Origin of the sequence: Bacillus salacetis (genome assembly GCF_049177075.1) — a bacterium.
Classification (GTDB): Bacteria; Bacillota; Bacilli; order Bacillales; family Bacillaceae_B; genus Rossellomorea; species Rossellomorea salacetis_A.
On the sequence record NZ_CP185377.1, the window covers coordinates 2826918 to 2845083 of the forward strand.

General features: G+C 42.7%; 22 protein-coding genes. 1 reads left to right on the forward strand and 21 read right to left on the reverse strand.

Annotation, left to right across the window (positions count from 1 at the left end):
- Positions 1–200: 200 nt before the first annotated feature.
- The 7 genes from ACOJQI_RS14810 to ACOJQI_RS14840 all read right to left on the reverse strand — a co-directional run bounded on the left by ACOJQI_RS14810 (position 201) and on the right by ACOJQI_RS14840 (position 5823).
- Positions 201–1181 (reverse strand): biotin--[acetyl-CoA-carboxylase] ligase, encoded by a 981-nt coding sequence (locus tag ACOJQI_RS14810; RefSeq protein WP_421379186.1) that lies wholly within the window; start codon positions 1179–1181, stop codon positions 201–203.
- The gene (locus ACOJQI_RS14815) at positions 1166–2347 is read right to left on the reverse strand and encodes a CCA tRNA nucleotidyltransferase (protein WP_421379188.1); all 1182 of its coding nucleotides are present in this window, start codon (positions 2345–2347) and stop codon (positions 1166–1168) included. Before ACOJQI_RS14815 ends, ACOJQI_RS14810 begins: the two co-directional genes overlap by 16 nt.
- Before the next feature lie 9 nt (positions 2348–2356).
- Positions 2357–3487, reverse strand: coding sequence for an N-acetyl-alpha-D-glucosaminyl L-malate synthase BshA (bshA, locus tag ACOJQI_RS14820; protein WP_421379190.1), 1131 nt, complete (start codon positions 3485–3487; stop codon positions 2357–2359).
- A 3-nt stretch (positions 3488–3490) separates the two neighbouring features.
- The gene (gene bshB1, locus ACOJQI_RS14825; protein WP_421379192.1) at positions 3491–4192 is read right to left on the reverse strand and encodes a bacillithiol biosynthesis deacetylase BshB1; all 702 of its coding nucleotides are present in this window, start codon (positions 4190–4192) and stop codon (positions 3491–3493) included.
- The gene (gene mgsA, locus ACOJQI_RS14830) at positions 4182–4601 is read right to left on the reverse strand and encodes a methylglyoxal synthase (protein ID WP_421379194.1); all 420 of its coding nucleotides are present in this window, start codon (positions 4599–4601) and stop codon (positions 4182–4184) included. The genes bshB1 and mgsA overlap by 11 nt, the downstream gene beginning before the upstream one ends.
- A gap of 84 nt (positions 4602–4685) precedes the next feature.
- Positions 4686–5486 carry a 4-hydroxy-tetrahydrodipicolinate reductase gene (dapB, locus tag ACOJQI_RS14835; RefSeq protein ID WP_421379197.1) on the reverse strand — a complete coding sequence of 267 codons (801 nt, stop codon included), beginning with the start codon at positions 5484–5486 and terminating at the stop codon, positions 4686–4688.
- Positions 5473–5823, reverse strand: a complete 351-nt coding sequence (locus tag ACOJQI_RS14840; protein ID WP_421379199.1) for a nucleotide pyrophosphohydrolase — start codon at positions 5821–5823, stop codon at positions 5473–5475. The genes dapB and ACOJQI_RS14840 overlap by 14 nt, the downstream gene beginning before the upstream one ends.
- Before the next feature lie 236 nt (positions 5824–6059).
- On the opposite strand from ACOJQI_RS14840, the gene ACOJQI_RS14845 reads away from it, so the two are divergent.
- On the forward strand, positions 6060–6932 hold the full coding sequence (locus ACOJQI_RS14845) for a YitT family protein (RefSeq protein ID WP_421379201.1): 873 nt from the start codon (positions 6060–6062) through the stop codon (positions 6930–6932).
- A gap of 32 nt (positions 6933–6964) precedes the next feature.
- Here ACOJQI_RS14845 and ACOJQI_RS14850 read toward each other — a convergent pair whose 3' ends face one another.
- From ACOJQI_RS14850 to ACOJQI_RS14915, 14 genes are all read right to left on the reverse strand, one after another.
- A complete protein-coding gene (locus ACOJQI_RS14850) occupies positions 6965–7645 on the reverse strand; it encodes a zinc metallopeptidase (protein ID WP_421379203.1) in 681 nt (226 codons plus the stop codon).
- 56 nt (positions 7646–7701) lie between these two features.
- Positions 7702–8493, reverse strand: coding sequence for a sporulation protein YpjB (gene ypjB / locus ACOJQI_RS14855; protein ID WP_421379205.1), 792 nt, complete (start codon positions 8491–8493; stop codon positions 7702–7704).
- 65 nt (positions 8494–8558) lie between these two features.
- On the reverse strand, positions 8559–9149 hold the full coding sequence (locus ACOJQI_RS14860) for a DUF1405 domain-containing protein (protein WP_421379207.1): 591 nt from the start codon (positions 9147–9149) through the stop codon (positions 8559–8561).
- Positions 9150–9279: 130 nt separating this feature from the next.
- Positions 9280–10050 carry a c-type cytochrome gene (locus ACOJQI_RS14865; RefSeq protein WP_421379208.1) on the reverse strand — a complete coding sequence of 257 codons (771 nt, stop codon included), beginning with the start codon at positions 10048–10050 and terminating at the stop codon, positions 9280–9282.
- A 55-nt stretch (positions 10051–10105) separates the two neighbouring features.
- The gene (gene qcrB / locus ACOJQI_RS14870) at positions 10106–10780 is read right to left on the reverse strand and encodes a menaquinol-cytochrome c reductase cytochrome b subunit (protein WP_148938603.1); all 675 of its coding nucleotides are present in this window, start codon (positions 10778–10780) and stop codon (positions 10106–10108) included.
- Between the two features lie 14 nt (positions 10781–10794).
- Positions 10795–11304 (reverse strand): ubiquinol-cytochrome c reductase iron-sulfur subunit, encoded by a 510-nt coding sequence (locus ACOJQI_RS14875; protein WP_421379212.1) that lies wholly within the window; start codon positions 11302–11304, stop codon positions 10795–10797.
- Between the two features lie 147 nt (positions 11305–11451).
- Complete coding sequence (locus tag ACOJQI_RS14880; protein ID WP_421379214.1) at positions 11452–11916, reverse strand: YpiF family protein; 465 nt, start codon at positions 11914–11916, stop codon at positions 11452–11454.
- A gap of 103 nt (positions 11917–12019) precedes the next feature.
- A complete protein-coding gene (locus ACOJQI_RS14885; RefSeq protein WP_421379216.1) occupies positions 12020–12190 on the reverse strand; it encodes a hypothetical protein in 171 nt (56 codons plus the stop codon).
- Positions 12187–12327, reverse strand: a complete 141-nt coding sequence (locus ACOJQI_RS14890) for a hypothetical protein (RefSeq protein WP_421379218.1) — start codon at positions 12325–12327, stop codon at positions 12187–12189. The genes ACOJQI_RS14885 and ACOJQI_RS14890 overlap by 4 nt, the downstream gene beginning before the upstream one ends.
- 450 nt (positions 12328–12777) lie before the next feature.
- Positions 12778–13320 carry a ReoY family proteolytic degradation factor gene (locus ACOJQI_RS14895; RefSeq protein WP_421379220.1) on the reverse strand — a complete coding sequence of 181 codons (543 nt, stop codon included), beginning with the start codon at positions 13318–13320 and terminating at the stop codon, positions 12778–12780.
- 44 nt (positions 13321–13364) lie between these two features.
- Positions 13365–14624, reverse strand: a complete 1260-nt coding sequence (locus ACOJQI_RS14900) for a tetratricopeptide repeat protein (protein ID WP_421379222.1) — start codon at positions 14622–14624, stop codon at positions 13365–13367.
- A 66-nt stretch (positions 14625–14690) separates the two neighbouring features.
- Entirely contained in the window at positions 14691–15587 is an 897-nt protein-coding gene (locus ACOJQI_RS14905) for a hypothetical protein (protein ID WP_421379224.1), read from the reverse strand.
- A gap of 113 nt (positions 15588–15700) precedes the next feature.
- Entirely contained in the window at positions 15701–16993 is a 1293-nt protein-coding gene (aroA, locus tag ACOJQI_RS14910; protein ID WP_421379226.1) for a 3-phosphoshikimate 1-carboxyvinyltransferase, read from the reverse strand.
- Between the two features lie 36 nt (positions 16994–17029).
- Complete coding sequence (locus tag ACOJQI_RS14915) at positions 17030–18127, reverse strand: prephenate dehydrogenase (RefSeq protein WP_421379228.1); 1098 nt, start codon at positions 18125–18127, stop codon at positions 17030–17032.
- Positions 18128–18166: the final 39 nt, after the last annotated feature.

The following is an 18166-nucleotide window of genomic DNA, read 5'->3' on the forward strand; positions in this document are numbered from 1 at the left end:
AAGCAGAAGGATCCCGTTAAGTTCTAATTTAAAGTTTCGACCCTCCGTCCCTGTCCAATTGGATCAAGGCAGAAAATTTCAAATCATTATTCAGTTATACAGCAATGGTGCAGTTCATCTTAGATACTGCCCTTCACTAAAAGATTATAACAAATGAAGTCGGGAATTCAATAGAAAAAATAGACTTGAAGAAACCGTTTTCACCTGAGTTCAATATCTGCAGAGTACACTTCATGAATCTTTCCTTCTTCATCCTCAATCCTTAAAACGCCATCTTCGTTGATGCCAAGCGCTTTACCATGTATACTGCCGGTAATCGTCCTTGCCGTAATCTGCCTTCCAATACTGACAGCATAGCTCTCCCAGAGCAATTTAATTGGGGTAAAACCTTTATCCATGTATAAGGCATAATACATTTCCAGTTTCTCCATTACTTTTTGAATAAGTTTAACCCTTGAGATCTTCTCTTCCTTCTCAAGGAATAATGAGGTGGCAATCGATTGCAGCTCCTCTGGGAAATCTTCTGCCTCCTGATTGACATTCATCCCTATTCCAATAATGATGGAATTAATCTTGTCGGCTTCCGCCTGAAGCTCTGTAAGGATTCCGGTCACTTTTCTGCCATTAAGCAATATATCATTCGGCCATTTAATTTCAGGACTGATTCCGCAAACCTCTTCAATGGCTTGTACCACTGCAACGGCAGCAATGAGAGTGAATTGAGGCGCCTTCTGAGGAGGAAGCTGCGGCTTCAGGATGATGCTCATCCATATCCCTGTCCCTTTAGGTGAGTGCCAGCTTCTTAACAGCCTCCCTCTTCCTTCTGTCTGTTCATCGGCAATCACTGCTGTTCCTTCATCCGCTCCTTCTTGTGCAAGCGAATGAGCAATCTTTTGTGTTGAGGGAACTGATTCTATGTATTTAATCACTCTGCCTACAGACCTGGTCTTCAACCCCGGAAGGATCTCTTCCTCACTGACTCTGTCAGGTGCTTTTACAATTCTGTAGCCTCTTTTTTTTACAGCCTCAAACTCAAAACCTTCTTTTCGAAGCTCTTCAATATGTTTCCATACAGCTGTTCGAGAGCAGCCCGCAATATCAGCTAAGGCTTGTCCCGATAGGAACTCACCTTCCGCCTTGTTAAAAGCATCCATTAATTTTTTCCTTATTGGTGATTGCACAGACCTAACCACTCCCTTATCGTTGATTTTTGATTGGGAATAATAGAGTTGATGACGGCTTTTTCTGTGTTATCAAGGATTTCCTTTATCCATGGACCTCCCGATTTACCTGACCACTTCATCAAATCATTTCCAGTTACCGCTAATTCACCGCGGTTTCGAATCGGTAACTCATCATATAGTTTTTCCAGTTCTGCCCTGCCTGTTTGGTCAGACAACTTAAGCACTCTGTATACCTCTTCAACATCATATGCCGTTGAAATCCCTGCGAGATAGAGTGTATACCGGTCCCACTCTCTTTCCATTCTTCCAGAAAGAAACTTTACTGCTTTTGATATGTACTTTATCTTTTTGGAAGGGAGCCTCCAATGTTCCATTAGATTTTCTTCTCCCTTTGAGAGAAAGCTGACTAGCAGCCACATTTGTTCATTTGTCAGGCGGTTAACAGGGAGGGAGGCAGCAGATTCTAGTACTTTACGCTGTAAGGCTGGCAGGTATTTATAGAGGCCTGTAGCCACCAAAGAGGCAATTGAGGCTTTTTTAAAACTGCCGGACAGCAGCTTTTCAAATTCTGCTGAAAGCCTTTCAATGGCAACGAACCTGATGTTAGCCCCATTGCGCCTAACACTTTCTAACGTTTCTGACTCCATTTCAAAATCCAGCTGCGCCATAAAGCGAACTGCCCTCATCATCCTGAGGGCATCCTCTTTGAACCGTTCTTCCGCCGATCCTACCGTTCTGATTATCTTGGCATGAATGTCAGATTCTCCCCCAAACGGATCATGAATTCCGCCGGAACTATCCATAGCAATGGCATTTATCGTAAAGTCCCGCCTCTGCAGGTCTTCCTTCAGTGAAGTGATAAAGGTCACTGACTCCGGCCTTCTAAAATCCTTGTATTCCTCTTCACTTCGGAATGTGGTGATTTCATAAGGGGTCTCATTAAATATCACTACTACTGTTCCATGTTCTATACCCACATCAATCGTCTTTGGGAAGACTGCCTTAACCTCTTCAGGAAGTGCCGAAGTAGCAATGTCGACATCATTTGTCGGCCTTTTCATTAGCAAGTCTCTGACTGCACCCCCAACAAAATAGGCCTGATAACCTGCTTCTTCAAGTTTTTTCAAGACCGGGAGAGCATTTTCAAAGTGAGTTGGAAGCATAATGATCACCTATCTTTCAGTTAAGAGCTTCCTATAAATTTGTTCATACTGATCGACTATCTTGCTCCAATGGAACTTTGTCCTCGCTGTCTCTAATGCATTGTCTGATAACTCTTTATAAAGATCATGCCTTTCCAGTAACGATACTGCCTTATCCGCTACTGCCTCAACGTCTCCAAGAGGACAAATATACCCATTGACTCCATCCTCAATCACTTCAGGGATCCCCCCGATATCTGTGCCGATACAAGGCACACCGCAAGCCATTGCTTCTAATGCAACAAGACCGAAACTTTCCTTTTGCGACAACAAAAGCATCAGGTCGCTCAATGAATATAGCTCTTCAAGACTATCCTGTTTACCCAGGAAAAGGACCTTATCTTTTATGCCAAGTTCCCGCACCAGCTGGCAGATCACGGTCATTTCTGGCCCATCTCCTACCAGCAGGAGTTTAGAAGGGATTTGTTTTACTATTCTGCTGAAGGCCTGAACGACATCTTCCACCCTCTTTACAGCCCTGAAGTTGGACACATGAATGATGACCTTTTCATCCGGCAAGATACCATATTCTTTTTTCAAGTGTTCTGAATCGACTTTGCGGTATACGCGCTCATCTATAAAATTGTATACTGTTTCAATATCCTTATCAGGCTTTATGAGATTGTATGTCTGATCTACCAATGCATGAGATACAGCTGTAACATGGTCGGACTGTTCAATTCCGAACCGGATTGCTTCCGTTAATGAGGGGTCATATCCCAGTACAGTAATATCGGTGCCATGCAGGGTTGTAACAATCTTCAGGTCGGTGTCTGCCATTTGCTTTGCGAGTATCGCACATACTGCGTGAGGTACTGCATAATGGACATGCAATATATCCAGCTCCTCCCTCCTCGCCACAACCGCCATCTTGTTAGCAAGCGCTATATCATAAGGGGCATGCTGAAATACAGAATATTGGTTGACCTCTACCTGATGGTAATAAATATTCGGATACATTCTGTTTAGCCTGAAAGGAACACTGGAGGTGATGAAATGAATCTCATGCCCTCCTTCCGCAAGCAGTTTCCCCAGCTCGGTAGCTACGACGCCAGATCCTCCGACTGTCGGATAGCAGGTTATCCCTATTTTTAATTTCATAAGCTACTCTCCTAATAAGTCCTTGTCAACAATCAAAGTATTATGGGCAAGGAATCCTTCTGCAAATGTCAGGCCGGCTGATTTCCCCATCATCCTTTCTCTTGCTTCAACTGATTCCAGGTACCCTTCTGTCAGAGGAGTAGCGACACTCCCTGCTGAACTGATGAATTGACTTTGATATGCTTGCAGGCTTTTTAATTTTGGTTTAATGAAATCTTTTATATCTATGACAAAATCAGGACGATGAAAACCATTTATCATGTAAAAATACAAAGCTGAAGGTTTATGAGGCTCACCCATGGAACCTTCTCCGTACTTCCTTATGCCGGCTGAAAAAAACGCTTCCTGCACTAGGGCAGAAGCATTACCATGGTCCGGATGCCTGTCGACTTCGTATGGTGCAAACACGATCTTCGGTTTATAAAACCTGATCATACGGACAATTTCATCTATGTATTGTTTCTTTATGTAAAGACCCCTGTCAGGGAGTCCAAGATTTCTTCGTTCTTGAACACCAAGTATGGAAGCAGCTTCTTCTGCTTCTTTTCTCCGGGATTCCGGAGTGCCGTTTGAGGACATTTCTGCTTGGGTCAAATCACAGATTACAATCTTTTTTCCATTGGATGCATACTTAGCCAGCGTACCGCCCATCCCGATTTCCACATCATCGGAGTGGGCACCGAACGCGAGAATGTCAACCTTCATTCCCATTATTCTCCTTGCGCTGAATGTCCCGCCATTGAATATCTCCGCGCTCCAGTCCCTTTATAAGAATCTCGGCTGTACCCATATTGGTGGCAAGAGGAACAGCATATACATCACATAAACGGATCAGTGCAGATACATCCGGTTCATGGGGCTGTGCAGTCAAAGGGTCCCTGAAAAAAATTACGAGATCCATTTTATCATTTGCAATGTAAGACCCGATTTCCTGGTCTCCTCCCAGTGGTCCCGATTTGAACCGGTGCAGGTCCAATCCCGTTTCTTCATTTATTCTTTTTCCGGTTGTACCTGTTGCAAATAAACTGTGTTTTTGAAAAATGTCTTTATAGGCTATAACAAATCGAATGAGATTGTCTTTCTTTTTATCATGTGCAATTAAAGCAATGTTCAACACAATCACCCCTCAAATAGAAGTGAAGCCGGCCTTTTACTTGAAATCCAATAGAATCTCTTGCTGCCCGGCCTCTTTCATTCATTAATCAAGTATATTTTCCAACCCATATACCAATGTATCAAGATTCATGACGGTTTCAACGCAGACTTTCACCCCTGACATAAAGGAAGCCCGGTTATAGGAATCATGCTTGATTGTCAATGTCTGGCCGTCTGCTCCAAACATAACCTGCTGGTGTGCAATTAAACCAGGCAGCCTGACACTGTGGATATGCATTCCATCATAGTCTGCCCCTCGAGCTCCTTCTAGCGTCTCTTTTTCACCCGGGTGTCCTTGCACTTTAGGCTTTCTTTGTGAAGCAATCATTTCAGCAGTTTTAACAGCTGTACCTGAAGGAGCATCAAGTTTTTGATCATGATGAAGTTCGATGATTTCAACATCTTCGAAATACTTTGCAGCCATTTGCGAGAATTTCATCATCAAGACGGCCCCTACTGCAAAGTTAGGCGCAATGATACAACCCAATTGTTTTTCTTTCGCAAGGTCAGTCAGTTCCTGTAACTGCTCATTAGAAAAACCTGTCGTACCTACGACTGGTCTCACCCCTTGTTCCAAGGCTGTTTTTGTATGTATATATCCTGTCTCCGGAGTAGTCAGGTCAATTAGTACATCAGGGGAATCGGCTTGGAAGCATTCATTTATGTCTGAAAAGACCGGTACATCAATTCCTGCAAATCCTTCTAATTCACTTAAGCTTTTTCCATTATTCTTATTATCCAAGACACTGATTAATTTCAACCCTTCGGTACTCTCCACCATTTTAACTGCCTCACTGCCCATTCTTCCCCTGGGCCCGGCAATCGTTACCTTAATTGTCGCCATGTGTCTCCTCCTCTTTGCGTGTCCAGCGGTCTTTATCTCTTGTGTTGAATTTATTCATGACTGTATTATGCGCTTTTTCCAGGTCAATTCCTAATGAGTTTGCCAGGCAGGTGATAACAAATTGAATATCGCCCAGTTCTTCTTCTATTGTGTTTTCTTTCTCTGTACTCTTCTTTGGTTTTTCACCATAATAGTGATTGATCTCCCTGGCCAGTTCACCCATTTCTTCAGTTAACCTTGCCATCATCGCCAAAGGGCTGAAATACCCTTCCTTGAATTGTCCTATGTATGTATCAACTTCTTCTTGCATTTCTTTAATGGTTTTTTGATTTGCCATATAAACACCTCGCTGATTTCTTATTTTATGTTAGCTAAAGAATTGATTTTTGACAAATAATTAAACTAATGAGCTTCATATAAATAGACTCGCAAGCCAGATACTACATTATATTTTCGATTTATTATGAAAAGAGTCTTATTGATAGTTTGTATGGGTTCCTATATAATTGCTCTGTTATATAGCTAAAGCGGAAGCGGCCGTTCAGCGCCGTACAGATTGGAGGAAATAATTTTATGATATTCGGACTAAGGGCCAAAAATATATTCTTTATCCTGCTGGGTTCTGCCATATTTGCATTCGGGCTGGTCCACTTTAACATGCAGAATGAGCTGGCGGAAGGCGGATTCACAGGTATTACCTTGCTATTATATTTTCTTGCCGGTATTGACCCTTCTTATTCTAACCTTGCCCTTAACATTCCTATCTTTTTTATCGGATGGAAATTTCTAGGCAGGCGGGCTTTTTACTATACCATTATAGGGACCATCAGTCTCTCTGTTTTCCTTTGGATTTTCCAGCGCTATCAGATGAGGATTCCATTAGAAGGAGACCTGTTCCTTGCAGCCCTATTCGCAGGAGCTTTCCTGGGTGTCGGTCTCGGTATTATCTTCCGTTATGGAGGGACGACTGGCGGGGTTGATATCATCGCCAGGCTGGTCCATAAATATGTTGGCTGGAGCATGGGAAAAACAATGTTTATGTTTGATGCCATCGTTATTTCAGCTTCTCTCATTACATACTTAGGCTACAGGGAAGCGATGTATACGCTTGTCGCGGTGTTTGTCGGAGCCCGCGTAATAGATTTCATGCAAGAAGGGGCCTATTCAGCAAGAGGGGCCATGATCATTTCCGATAAGTATGAAGAAATTGCTGATACAATAAACGAAAAAATGGACCGCGGAGTGACTGTACTAAAGGGACACGGTTCCTTCACAAAGGAAAACCGCAATGTCCTCTATTGCGTAGTTGGAAAGAACGAGATTGTCCGCTTAAAAAACATTATCAGTTTTGTCGATCCACATGCCTTTGTATCCGTAACTGTAGTACACGATGTCTTAGGTGAAGGGTTCACCCTGGATGCAAACAAAAACCCTCTTGAGGACTAAAAAAAAGTGCTTCCCACCCGGGAAGCACTTTTTTAATCTTCTCCCTGCATACCTGTGAAAATCAGGACAAGACGAAGTAATTCTATAATCGCAACTGCTGTAGCAGCTACATAAGTCAAAGCTGCGGCATTCAGCACTTTCTTTGCGTGACGTTCTTCTTCATTTCGGATTAACCCGAGTGAAACGATCTGATCCATTGCCCTGGATGAGGCATTGAATTCGACCGGAAGAGTAACCATTTGGAAAAGGACACCGGCTGCCATTAAGACAATCCCTAATAGGAACATTCCTGAAATCTGGCTGAAGATCCCAATCAAAATGAATACCCATGAAAGGTTGGATCCGATGTTTGCCACTGGAACAAGCGCATGCCTGAATCGAAGGAAACTGTAATTTTGGCTGTCCTGAATGGCATGCCCTACTTCATGGGCCGCTACAGCAGCCCCCGCCACCGAATGTCCATGATAATTATCAGGAGATAACGCAACAGTTTTATTTAAAGGGTTGTAATGGTCACTTAGAAATCCGCGGCCCTCAACCACTTTTACTTCATGCAGTCCATTGGCATCCAAAATACGACGGGCCATTTCTGCCCCAGTCATTCCCGATGTTGTGGCAACTCTTGAGTATTTCTTGAATGTCTTCTTTACATTCATGCTTGCCAGAATCGGAATAAGTGAAATTAAAATGAAATAAAGGATAAATCCTCCCATTTCATACCTCCATCTAGATGTAATTACTAAAATTTTATCTTTCGATCAAATGGTTGTCAATCCTTTTGCCTTTCCGACTTGGACTGTTGGGATTCTCCTTTATATTTTCTCCAGCCTACATAAGATAATGTAAGTATGATAATACTTCCAGTGGTCGTGATGACCCACCAGAGTGAAGGGTCCGCTTCATCTTCCGTCAATCCATCGAACAGGTCTTCCAGGTCGCTTTCCAGCGTATTTAACTCATTAAGGGTTTCTTTACTGCCGCCCGCTTCATTACGATATCGATCAATGAATGTAATTCTGGAGTCAAGCTGCTGAACTTTTTCAACAGGCACATCCAGTTTTATACTTGGTTGAATAATACTATACTTTGTCAAGAATTGATTCAAGGTAGTATGATACTCCTCGGAATTACCGGTGCTTGCAGCATCCTGTACCTGCTTAAAAGCAGACATGATAGGTTTTTCCATCTCCGTCCACAAAGGCTGATGCTGTGAAGATATTGTATCCATTACCAATCTGAAGGTGATGACTGAATCAATTCTCTGTTCTATCGTTTCAGTGGAATTGGTCAGAGATTGTAACGCTCCCTCATGGGCGACTGTCAGTATTCTCAGCTCATCCATCGTAAATGAGCGGTCTCTTGCATTAACTTGGGCAAATTTATCTGAAAAATATTGTAAAAGCTGCTTCGCTTCATCAAATCGGCCGGACTTTGTCATTTGCAAGGCCTCATCAGCGATGTTATCCAGCTCTGCCAGCGATGTCCCCTCTGCAGAGGAATATAACGGTGAACTTATCATAAAAAGTATTATCGCAATAAAAACCGACCTGAATAATTTCATACTTGTCCCCCCTCAAACTACTAATAAATTGTATGAGGGCTTGGACAAGAGTAGACCTTAAAATTCTAGAAATGAATACTGCGCCTCTCCACTTTTCTAGTAAAGTACCAGCAAAGGAATATAGAAAGAAGACTGAGCCAAAAAGTAAAGTAACCAATTTCTTTTACAACTAAATAAAGCTGAGAATATACCGGATACTGCATGAAAACATAATCGATGATATCATTATGCAATGTCCATACAGCAGCGGCCAGGATATGCCAGACTCTCACTTTGTAGAAAGGTGAATACAGAATTCCCTGCACCGCCATCGCAAAGTGTGACCCTATCAACATGTAGCCCTGCCAGGATAAATCACCTGAAACCGCCAATGTAAGCAAATTCATGACGACTGCCCAGATTCCGTATTTAAATAATGTAACGAGGGCAAGTGCTTCCATCAACGGCCAGTTCTTCCCTAGCAGAAATGCACCGACAACAAAACAAAAGAAGAGGCTCGCTGTCGGACTGTCGGGAACGAACACCAAAAAATGAGCGGCAGTCCTTTCTAATTGAGGCAGATACCATATGTAGCCATAAATCGTACCGAGAATATTAATGATAAACAGCAGGGAAAGAAACGTCTTATGAGTTAGGTAAGTATAGATTAGATTCATACTATCTCCTTTAAGAATAAAATTTCTTCATATGTATTTTATTTCAAATTATAAAGAAAATCAGAAGAATTTTCCACCAAAGTTGATACCATAAAAAAAGATCCAGCTTTTTGGGCCGGATCTTTCTTTACTATTCGCTTTTAAGTTCAGAAATGAACGTAGCAAGCTTTTCAAGTTCTTCGTCAGTACCTTTGAACATACCAGCAGGCATACCAGGCGGTTTACCGTTCACGGCGATGTCAGCAATTTCTTCTTTGCTCAATTCAATATTGGCTAAAGAAGGAGCTGCTGCTCCGCCTTGAAGTGTATCACCATGACAGTTGATACATCCGTTCTCCTGATAGAGTTGGTAGCCTTCAGACTCAGTATCCACTTCCACTTCCGCAACGATTTGACCTTGCTTTTCAGCAGCCTCCCAGTCATGAGTGGCAACAGATTCCCAAGTAAGGAAAATTGTCGCAGCTAGCGCCAAGAGCATGAAACCTGTAGCAAATGGACGTTTTACCGGACGGCGGTGTGGTCCGCGGTCGATGAACGGAGCAAGTAAAAGAGCTCCGAATGCAAGTCCTGGAATAACAAATGCACCAATGACATTGTATGGACCAGATGCATATGAATACTTTAATAATTGATAAAGAAATAAGAAATACCAGTCAGGTAATGGAATATATCCCGCATCCGTTGGATCGGCAATACGTTCTAACGGCGACGGGTGAGCAACCGTTAAACATAGATAACCGATTAGGAATACCGCTCCAACCAACCATTCCTTCAACAGGAAGTTTGGCCAGAAGGCTTCCGTTTTTCCAGGGAACTCGGAATAATCTTTCGGAATATTAGGCTTACGTTCTGCAGGCACACGAGAATCGCCTACGAACTTCATCCCTTTTCCTCTATGCATAGTGTCCCCTCCTTATTAATTAAGGTGAATAAATAACCTTGTTGAATCGAATATCTTACAATGGACCTGAAATCCCTTGTTTACGAATCATCAGGAAGTGAGCTCCCATAAGACCAAGCAATGCTGCCGGCAGGAAGAACACATGGATGGCGAAGAAACGAGTCAGAGTCTGAGCTCCAACAATTGTAGCGTCACCGGCAAGGAGAATCTTAACCTGTTCTCCGATAAACGGCGTCGCTGCTGCGATTTCAAGACCAACTTTTGTCGCAAATAGCGCTTTCATATCCCATGGTAATAGATATCCTGTGAAACCAAGACCAAGCATAACGAAGAAAATAAGAACTCCGACTACCCAGTTCAATTCACGAGGTTTCTTGTATGCTCCTTGGAAAAAGACACGTAACGTATGTAAAAACATCATTACAATAACTAAACTAGCTCCCCAGTGATGCATACCGCGGACGATTTGTCCAAATGCCACTTCATTTTGAAGATAATAAACAGATTGCCAAGCGTTTTGAATATCCGGAACATAATACATAGTAAGGAACATTCCAGATAAAATCTGAATGACTGTCACGAAGAAAGTCAGTCCGCCAAAGCAGTAAACGAATGCAGAGAAATGATGTGCAGGGTTAACATGCTCAGGCACTTCATGATCAGCGATATCGCGCCACAAAGGCGTAATGTCCAAACGCTCATCAACCCAATCATACATTTTGTTCAGCACGGATTACGCCTCCTTTACTTAACGAATTTATTTGGCTCAGGTTTTCCAAGGTATAAAATACCGTCTTTAACTTGTGTTGGATATGAATCCAATGGTGCTGTCGGCGGTGTACCCGGCATATTTTTGCCGTTTTTCTTATAAAGACCGCCATGGCAAGGGCAATAGAACATATTTTCATGGTTCTTGTCCCCGTTCCAGTTAACTGTACAGCCTAAGTGTTTACATACAGGTGAAAGCGCTACTATCTCGCCCGCTTCATCTTTATAAACCCATGCTGTCTGAGTAACCTCAGAAGTGTACCATGCATCCACTTGTTCGTAGCTGTAATCGACACGTACAGGTTCATTTGTCAGGTCATCAGCCTTTTGTTTCGTTGCAATGAAGTCTCCTCCAGCTTCTGCTTTCAGAACAGGATCCACTGCGAAGCGAACCATCGGCATCAACATTCCGGCAGCCATGAAACCGCCTACACCAGTTAGCGTATAATTAAGGAATTGACGTCTAGATACACGTTGTTTGCTCATCCTTATCCCCCCTCTATCGTAAGGTCAGTCCGACGGACATTTTTCGCACAAATATAAAACTAGGACATAATAATGATATATTAATCTCCCTATCAGGTCAATAACTCAGTCCTTTAAAAAGATGTCAACAATGTGACTTTTTTTATATTAACTTTCAACCTGCCATTTTTTCACGATTACATTCAGGAGCTGCTTCACTTGATCTTCCATGATGGAATGTTTATATTTCTCATCCATACTATCGAGAGGAATTGACGGAATCCACATGAGACTTCTTTCAAGCTCTTGATCATTGAAACGCCAGTCACTGTCAGAAGTCAGGAAGAAAACATACTTGAAGCCTGAATCTTTCATCGCCGTCCGCCATTCAGACAGCCTCTTCTCTGCAGAAACTTTCTCTTCTGTTTTTAAATAAGTGAATGCCGGAAAAAGCATCAGCCTCCCTTTAAATTGATGTTCCAAATGCATGGATAACAGTGAGATGAATTCTCCCTGCCCAGCGAAAGTCTTCATTTCTTCTTCCAACCCTACTGGAAGAAGCGGAATGATCGCTGTATCAATATACTTCTTTTCCTTTAAATAGAGTTCAACTTCTTTTCCATTCCAATTCAATATTCTACACCTCTTGTTTGCTTTCTTCCCGATTATGATATCACTATCTGATAGAGGATGAAAGTTTAAGGCAGCAGAATAGTTAAACTATGACTTTGTGGTGTTAGTATTCTACAGAAGCTTTTGAAAGATTCATCATTACGGGAGGCAGCACAGCAAGCAGGAACAAGCCTACAACCTTATTGTTCTTCACGATAATAAAAAGAGCTGCCAATCTGTTTAGATTGACAGCTCCTCTTTTGAGGATGGCATAGACCCTCTTTGAGGTCATCATTCTCCTTCCGTGCCTCTTTTGATGATGGCATAGACCCTCTTTGAGGACATCATTTTCCTTCCGTGCCACTTTTGATGACGGTATAGACACTCTTTGAGTGCATTATTTTCCCCCAACGCCTCTTTTGATGTCGGCATAGACCCTCTTTGAGGACATCATTTTCCTTCCGCGCCACTTTTGATGTCGGCATAGACCCTCTTTGAGGACATCATTTTCCGCCAACGCCTCTTTTGATGTCGGCATAGACCCTTTTTGGGTGCATCATTTCCCTTCCGCTAGTCTTTTGATGTCGGCATAGACACTCTTTGGGTGCATTATTTTTCGCCAGCTCCTCTTTTGATGTCGGCATAGACACTCTTTGAGTGCATCATTTTCCGCCAACCCCTCTTTTGATGTCGGCATAGACCCTCTTTAGCAGCAGCATTCTCCGCCAGCTCCTCTTTTAATGTTGGAGTCGCGTATGATCCGAGGGCCTAGCCGCTGGTGCCGGGTGCAGATATCAATCTTTGTTATCCCCTTTAAGACATTCAAAATTTCCTAAAATAATAAAAAGAGCTGCCAATCTGTTTAGATTGACAGCTCCCGTATTAACCAGGCATATTTTTCAGTTGGGATGTCAGCTTTCTGAATTCTTCTTTATCATTTCTATCCAGGGCATCATCAATGGCATCCAAGAGCCTCTGCCTTTGGTAAGTTTCGATACTGCTTTTCAGGAACTCCTCAGCAATGATCCTGTCTTTTTCATTGATCAACAGATATTTCGGCATGAAGGGATTTTCTTCAAGTACCGCTGCGTATTGGTAAGAAGCATTCGACTTGCTGAAGTTCAATTGGATGTAAATATCCTCATCCTTATTCAGCCTGATATCATGAAAAGATTTTTCAGCATCAGTGGTCATGATATTTTCTTTATAGAATCTGAATGGCACTTCCTCTACACAGTGGGTAGACATGATCAACCCTCTGGGGCAATATTGTGCTTCCTCGACAAAATGAACTTTTTTCATTAACTGATCGTGACTCATTAGGTAATTTAAAATCCAGACACATTCACGCCTCTTCAGCTGATAACGATTTAAAAACCACCGGATGAAATCCTTTTTCTCGTTGACAGATACAGGGGTCTTCATTCTTTTCCCTCCTCTGCGTTTTATTCCCGCCCAGTCTTGAGCAGCTACTCTTCCAATCTTTCGATAACCATCGCCCATTCTTCATTTGATGGGTCTTTCTTTAACAATTCATTAAATACTTCTCGTGCTTCTCCATGTTTTCCTTCTTCAATCAGGAAATATCCAAATTCTTGAAGAAATTCTGGATGTTCTTTAAAGAAAGTATATGCAAGACGGTATTGTTTTAATGCTTCTTTATAATCCTCTGTTTTCTCATAAGCAATTGCTGCGTCCCAGTATAGCTGGGGATCTTCCTCACCTTCAGATTCCATCAGCTTAATGATTTCCAGGATATCTTCGTATCTCTCTTGCTGAAGGAACAGCTTATTCAGGGTAAGAGCCGCTTCCATATATCCCTGGTCAAGCGCCAATGATTCACGGATAAACTGTTCAGCCTCATCTTCGTTGCCGAGTTTCAAGGAAATCTTCCCTCCATGGAATAAAAGTTCCTTGTTAAACTCGTCATGCCCTGCGCCTTCCTTCACGGTTTCCAGGCTCTTTTCAAGCTCTTCCTCGTGCTCGTATGCCTTTGAAAGAAGCAGATACACAGAGTGGTAATCAGGATCTAATTCCTTTACAGCCTCCAGCTTTTCGATGGCCCTGGCGTAATACCCCGCTTGATATGCCGTGAATGCGTATCCGAAAAGTGTATTGATTTCCAAGTGCTCATCCAATGCTTTTTCATAATGAACAAGGGCTTGTTCGAAGTCTCCTCCTGCACTAAGTGCTTCCCCCATCCTCTGATGGACATCCACTCCGCCGACATTGTTCTTCCCGGCCTTCAGGACATTTTCATATGAACGGATCGCTTCAAGAAACTTACCGATTTCAAGGTAAAGTTCACCAAGTGCAAAGTCGATGACCGGCTCATCGGCAAGGATTTTTTTTGCCTGGAGCAGCTTTTGTTCGCTGACTTCAAACAGTCCTTGCATTTGGAATAAATCAGCCTGTAGTAACAATGCCCTTGGATAATCGGGATCCGTTTCATTCATTTCAGAAAGGAGTTCTAGTGCACCTTCCTCATCATCCATTTCCACGTGGACTTCCGAAAGCATGACAATCAATTCACCTTCACCTGGATATTTGGCTAGAAGCATTTCAAGGAGTTCTTTCGCTTCCTCCAAAAATCCCAGATGATAAAGATTTTCTGCCAACGCAAACTTTTCTTCATCAGTACCTAGATTCTTCACCCGCTTGAAATGTTTTCTCGCGCTGTCCAAGTCTCCGTTTTCCAGTGATGTAAGCATTTCTTCTGCATAATTCATATCAAAAATTCCTTTCTTCTACAAATACTTTTATAGAAGGGTATATCAGAAATTACATCAAGCAGATCATGTTAAGTAGCCGGGAGTTTTAATAACCAATTCCTCGCCAATCCCTGGCTGAAAAAAACATTTACCATTAGACATAAGTACTTTACCCTTATTTACTGTGAGAATTAACATATGATTATCATAAAGAAATGATTGGCAATCATCAACTATTTCAGAAGCTGGGCTTTTATATAGGTTATAACTAATTTCTCCGCCAACCCTGAAATTCCCTTTAAGGGGATAGATGCCAATTTTTTTCAAGAACTGCAGCGGCAGAGGCTTTTTTGACGATATGGGGGAGTCAATATGCGGAATACCTTCATTTCTTAGGATTTCCTGCCATGCCTTAACTAATTTTGTCCTGTCCCTCTTGTCGATTTCTGAGGAAATAAGAGGACAAAAAATCAATGGATAGCCATATAAAGCTTGTTTTATCCAGCCCCAAGCGATCTTTTCGAGGTCTTCTGCCATTGAAAGTTCTATGAATACCGCGGGTATCTTGTTGCGTTTAAGAAGCCTGATCAGTTCCGGTGAAAGGAGTCCGGCTTTGCATCTTAAAACAAGACAGTAATCGATTGGGCTGCTCAGCAATGATGTTCTTCTTCGATTGAGATTGACAGCGAATTGCGATAGGTAATCTACGGAAAATGAAGTAACCAGGGTGGTACATCCACGTTTTATAAATTCAGTTGTAAAATAAGCCTTGAAATGGGTGAATTCAAGGAAGTCAGGAAGATCCAGGTCTGCCATTACGTGGACAGGCGACATGATGAACGGAGAAATGTTCATTCGCGGAAAGGAATAGCGCTTGTAGTTGGAATTGATTGATTCTATTTCATTATTCTTCACAAGCATGGAAAGATTTCGTCTTCGGCCGTATTCTATGCAGGGAACTTCATCAATAATATAAGCCATTGCCAACTCTCCCTTCTTCTCTTAAGACAAGCTATGAGAAACAGGGCAAAGTCATGACAAAAAACTAGAAAAAAGGCATTCCTATTCCCGGAACAGGAACAGAAATACCTTATCTACCGTGCCAATGAGTCCAGATCAGAATAAAATGAAGGATAGGAGATATTAACTGCCTCCGCGTTCTTTAAAACCACTTCATCCTTACATACCAGGGCGGCTATCGCAAGAGTCATACCAATGCGATGGTCGCCGAGCGAATCTACGGTTCCTCCTTGCAGTGATGTCGGACCGTGGATGACCATTCCATCTTCCGTGCTCTCGATGTCGGCTCCGAGAATCTTCAACTGTGAAACAACAGCATCGATACGATTGGTTTCCTTCACTTTCAACTCTTCCGCATCCTTGATTACTGTCCGTCCCTCTGCTTGTGTCGCAAGAAATGCGATTACCGGAATCTCATCAATCAAGGTTGGAATGATATCTCCTCCGATTTCAATTCCCTTAAGTGCAGAGCTTTCTATTGTAACTGTGCCTCTTGGCTCATAATCTTCGCCCTCTTCCAGCACTACAGTAATATTGGCGCCCATCTCTTCCAAAACTTTAATAAGGCCGGTTCTGGTCGGATTGAGACCCAGGACGGGGAGGACCAATTTACTTTCAGGGACCACAGCACCGGCGGCAAGGAAGAATGCGCCAGAAGAAATATCCCCCGGGACCTCAATCTCTGTTCCGTAAAAACTCTGTCCTCCCTTTACTTTTATTTCTCTGTTCTCACTTGTAATGTCCCCGCCAAATTTCTTTATCATCGTTTCAGTATGATTCCGGGTAGGGACAGGTTCCTTAATGGTGGACACACCCTCTGCTTGCAAGGCAGCAAAAATCATGGCTGATTTCACTTGTGCGCTGGCCACCGGCAGATTGTAATCGACTGCCGAAAGCTCTCCTCCCCTAATAGACAATGGTGTATATTGGCCATTATTACGTCCATCAATATCCGCTCCAAAAAGGCTGAGTGGATCTGTAACCCGTTTCATTGGCCTTTTTGCGATTGAATCATCACCCACCACTACGGAATGAAAGGGACGGCCTGATAAAATCCCAGCCATTAATCGGGCTGTAGTTCCCGAATTACCGACGTCCAGGATGGTTTCAGGTTCCTTAAGGCCATCCCAGCCATTTCCATGGACGATTACCTTGCCGCCTTCTTCGGTTATCTCCACTCCCATTTTCCTAAAGCACGACATCGTGCTTAAGCAATCATCGGCTTTCAAAAAATTATGTATGACAGTAGTGCCGTTGGCGACCGCACCAAACATGATGGAACGGTGGGATATCGATTTATCGCCAGGCACTTTAATTTGTCCCTTGAGACCCTTACTTCGAATAGCTAACTTTTTTTGAGTTTCCATAGCAACCACCTTTAACGACATATTCTTAATCAAGAATTAAATTACATCAAACTGTGTCTCCTGGCGTAAGACTGTTTTTCCTTTTTCAAGATCTCCATTGCTTTGAAAACTGATGACAAGCCTGCCTACAGAATCCTCCCTCATTTCCAGCACCCGGATGTTTGTTATACTTATACCCTGCTTACCGAGGGCAGCAGTAATCTCAGCAATCACACCGGGTTGATCAGGGATATCTACATATAAGTCGTAAAAAGCAGGGATGGCGCCTTTGCTTTTCACCGGGAGGCCGTCCCTGAAGTCTTTAGCTTCCGAAAAGAAACGGTAAGTCTTTTCATAGTCGCGGCTTTCAATCATCTCCAGCAAATGATCGGTATTCTCCTGCCACCTCTTCAGTAACTTAACCAGAACACCACTGTTCTGCAAAGTAATGTCACTCCACATTTGCGGGTCTGCCGAAGCAATCCGCGTGGTATCTTTGAACCCTCCTGCTGCGAGTCTAGAGATATAAGGAAAGCTCTCTTGAGCACTTTTTGCCGTATGAACCAGAGAAGAAGCTATTAAATGGGGAAAATGGCTTACCACCCCAGTCAGTTCATCATGTTCAATTGGACTTAGTTCAAGAAATTTTGCTCTTGTACCTTTCAACCATGATCGAAGCTCAGCCAATTTTTGTCCTGAGGTGTTCTCATCGGGTGTCAATATATAATAGGCATTTTCAAATAACAGGTCTTTTGCTGCCTTTATGCCGCTTTTATGAGAACCTGCCATTGGATGGCCGCCTATAAAAGAAAAACCTCTACTACTTAGAACTTGAGAGGCCTCCATTATTGGACCTTTTACACTGCCGGCATCTGTGATCAGGACATTTTCCTTTAAATCCAGAGTCTGAAGCATTTCAATTAATTTGATGATTTGAATAACAGGTACAGCCAAAATGATTATATCGGCTGTGATGGCTGCCTCCTCGAAGGAATCTGCCTCTTCATCTATAATCCCAAGATCCAAAGCAAGAGACTGCTCCTGACTATTTTTATCGAATCCGATAATCTTTGCTTCTGGATTTTCCTTTTTGATACTGATGCATAGAGAGCCCCCGATTAAACCTAAACCGGCAACCAGAACTGTTCCTTTCAACAGGCTTCACCTTCTTTTCCAGTTTATCTTCTTCAGCCA

What these genes read in the sequence shown, in the direction of transcription:
- ACOJQI_RS14885 (WP_421379216.1), bottom strand. Translation starts at nt 12,190, where the DNA reads ATGATGACCTCAAAGAGGGTCTATGCCATCCTCAAAAGAGGAGCTGTC.
- ACOJQI_RS14895 (WP_421379220.1), bottom strand. Translation starts at nt 13,320, where the DNA reads ATGAAGACCCCTGTATCTGTCAACGAGAAAAAGGATTTCATCCGGTGG.
- ACOJQI_RS14845 (WP_421379201.1), top strand. Translation starts at nt 6,060, where the DNA reads ATGATATTCGGACTAAGGGCCAAAAATATATTCTTTATCCTGCTGGGT.
- bshA (WP_421379190.1), bottom strand. Translation starts at nt 3,487, where the DNA reads ATGAAATTAAAAATAGGGATAACCTGCTATCCGACAGTCGGAGGATCT.
- ACOJQI_RS14875 (WP_421379212.1), bottom strand. Translation starts at nt 11,304, where the DNA reads ATGAGCAAACAACGTGTATCTAGACGTCAATTCCTTAATTATACGCTA.
- ACOJQI_RS14865 (WP_421379208.1), bottom strand. Translation starts at nt 10,050, where the DNA reads ATGCATAGAGGAAAAGGGATGAAGTTCGTAGGCGATTCTCGTGTGCCT.
- aroA (WP_421379226.1), bottom strand. Translation starts at nt 16,993, where the DNA reads ATGGAAACTCAAAAAAAGTTAGCTATTCGAAGTAAGGGTCTCAAGGGA.
- ACOJQI_RS14905 (WP_421379224.1), bottom strand. Translation starts at nt 15,587, where the DNA reads ATGGCTTATATTATTGATGAAGTTCCCTGCATAGAATACGGCCGAAGA.
- ACOJQI_RS14850 (WP_421379203.1), bottom strand. Translation starts at nt 7,645, where the DNA reads ATGGGAGGATTTATCCTTTATTTCATTTTAATTTCACTTATTCCGATT.
- ACOJQI_RS14860 (WP_421379207.1), bottom strand. Translation starts at nt 9,149, where the DNA reads ATGAATCTAATCTATACTTACCTAACTCATAAGACGTTTCTTTCCCTG.
- ACOJQI_RS14840 (WP_421379199.1), bottom strand. Translation starts at nt 5,823, where the DNA reads ATGGCAAATCAAAAAACCATTAAAGAAATGCAAGAAGAAGTTGATACA.
- ACOJQI_RS14815 (WP_421379188.1), bottom strand. Translation starts at nt 2,347, where the DNA reads ATGCTTCCAACTCACTTTGAAAATGCTCTCCCGGTCTTGAAAAAACTT.
- ACOJQI_RS14900 (WP_421379222.1), bottom strand. Translation starts at nt 14,624, where the DNA reads ATGAATTATGCAGAAGAAATGCTTACATCACTGGAAAACGGAGACTTG.
- dapB (WP_421379197.1), bottom strand. Translation starts at nt 5,486, where the DNA reads ATGGCGACAATTAAGGTAACGATTGCCGGGCCCAGGGGAAGAATGGGC.
- bshB1 (WP_421379192.1), bottom strand. Translation starts at nt 4,192, where the DNA reads ATGAAGGTTGACATTCTCGCGTTCGGTGCCCACTCCGATGATGTGGAA.
- ACOJQI_RS14890 (WP_421379218.1), bottom strand. Translation starts at nt 12,327, where the DNA reads ATGCCGACATCAAAAGAGGCGTTGGGGGAAAATAATGCACTCAAAGAG.
- ypjB (WP_421379205.1), bottom strand. Translation starts at nt 8,493, where the DNA reads ATGAAATTATTCAGGTCGGTTTTTATTGCGATAATACTTTTTATGATA.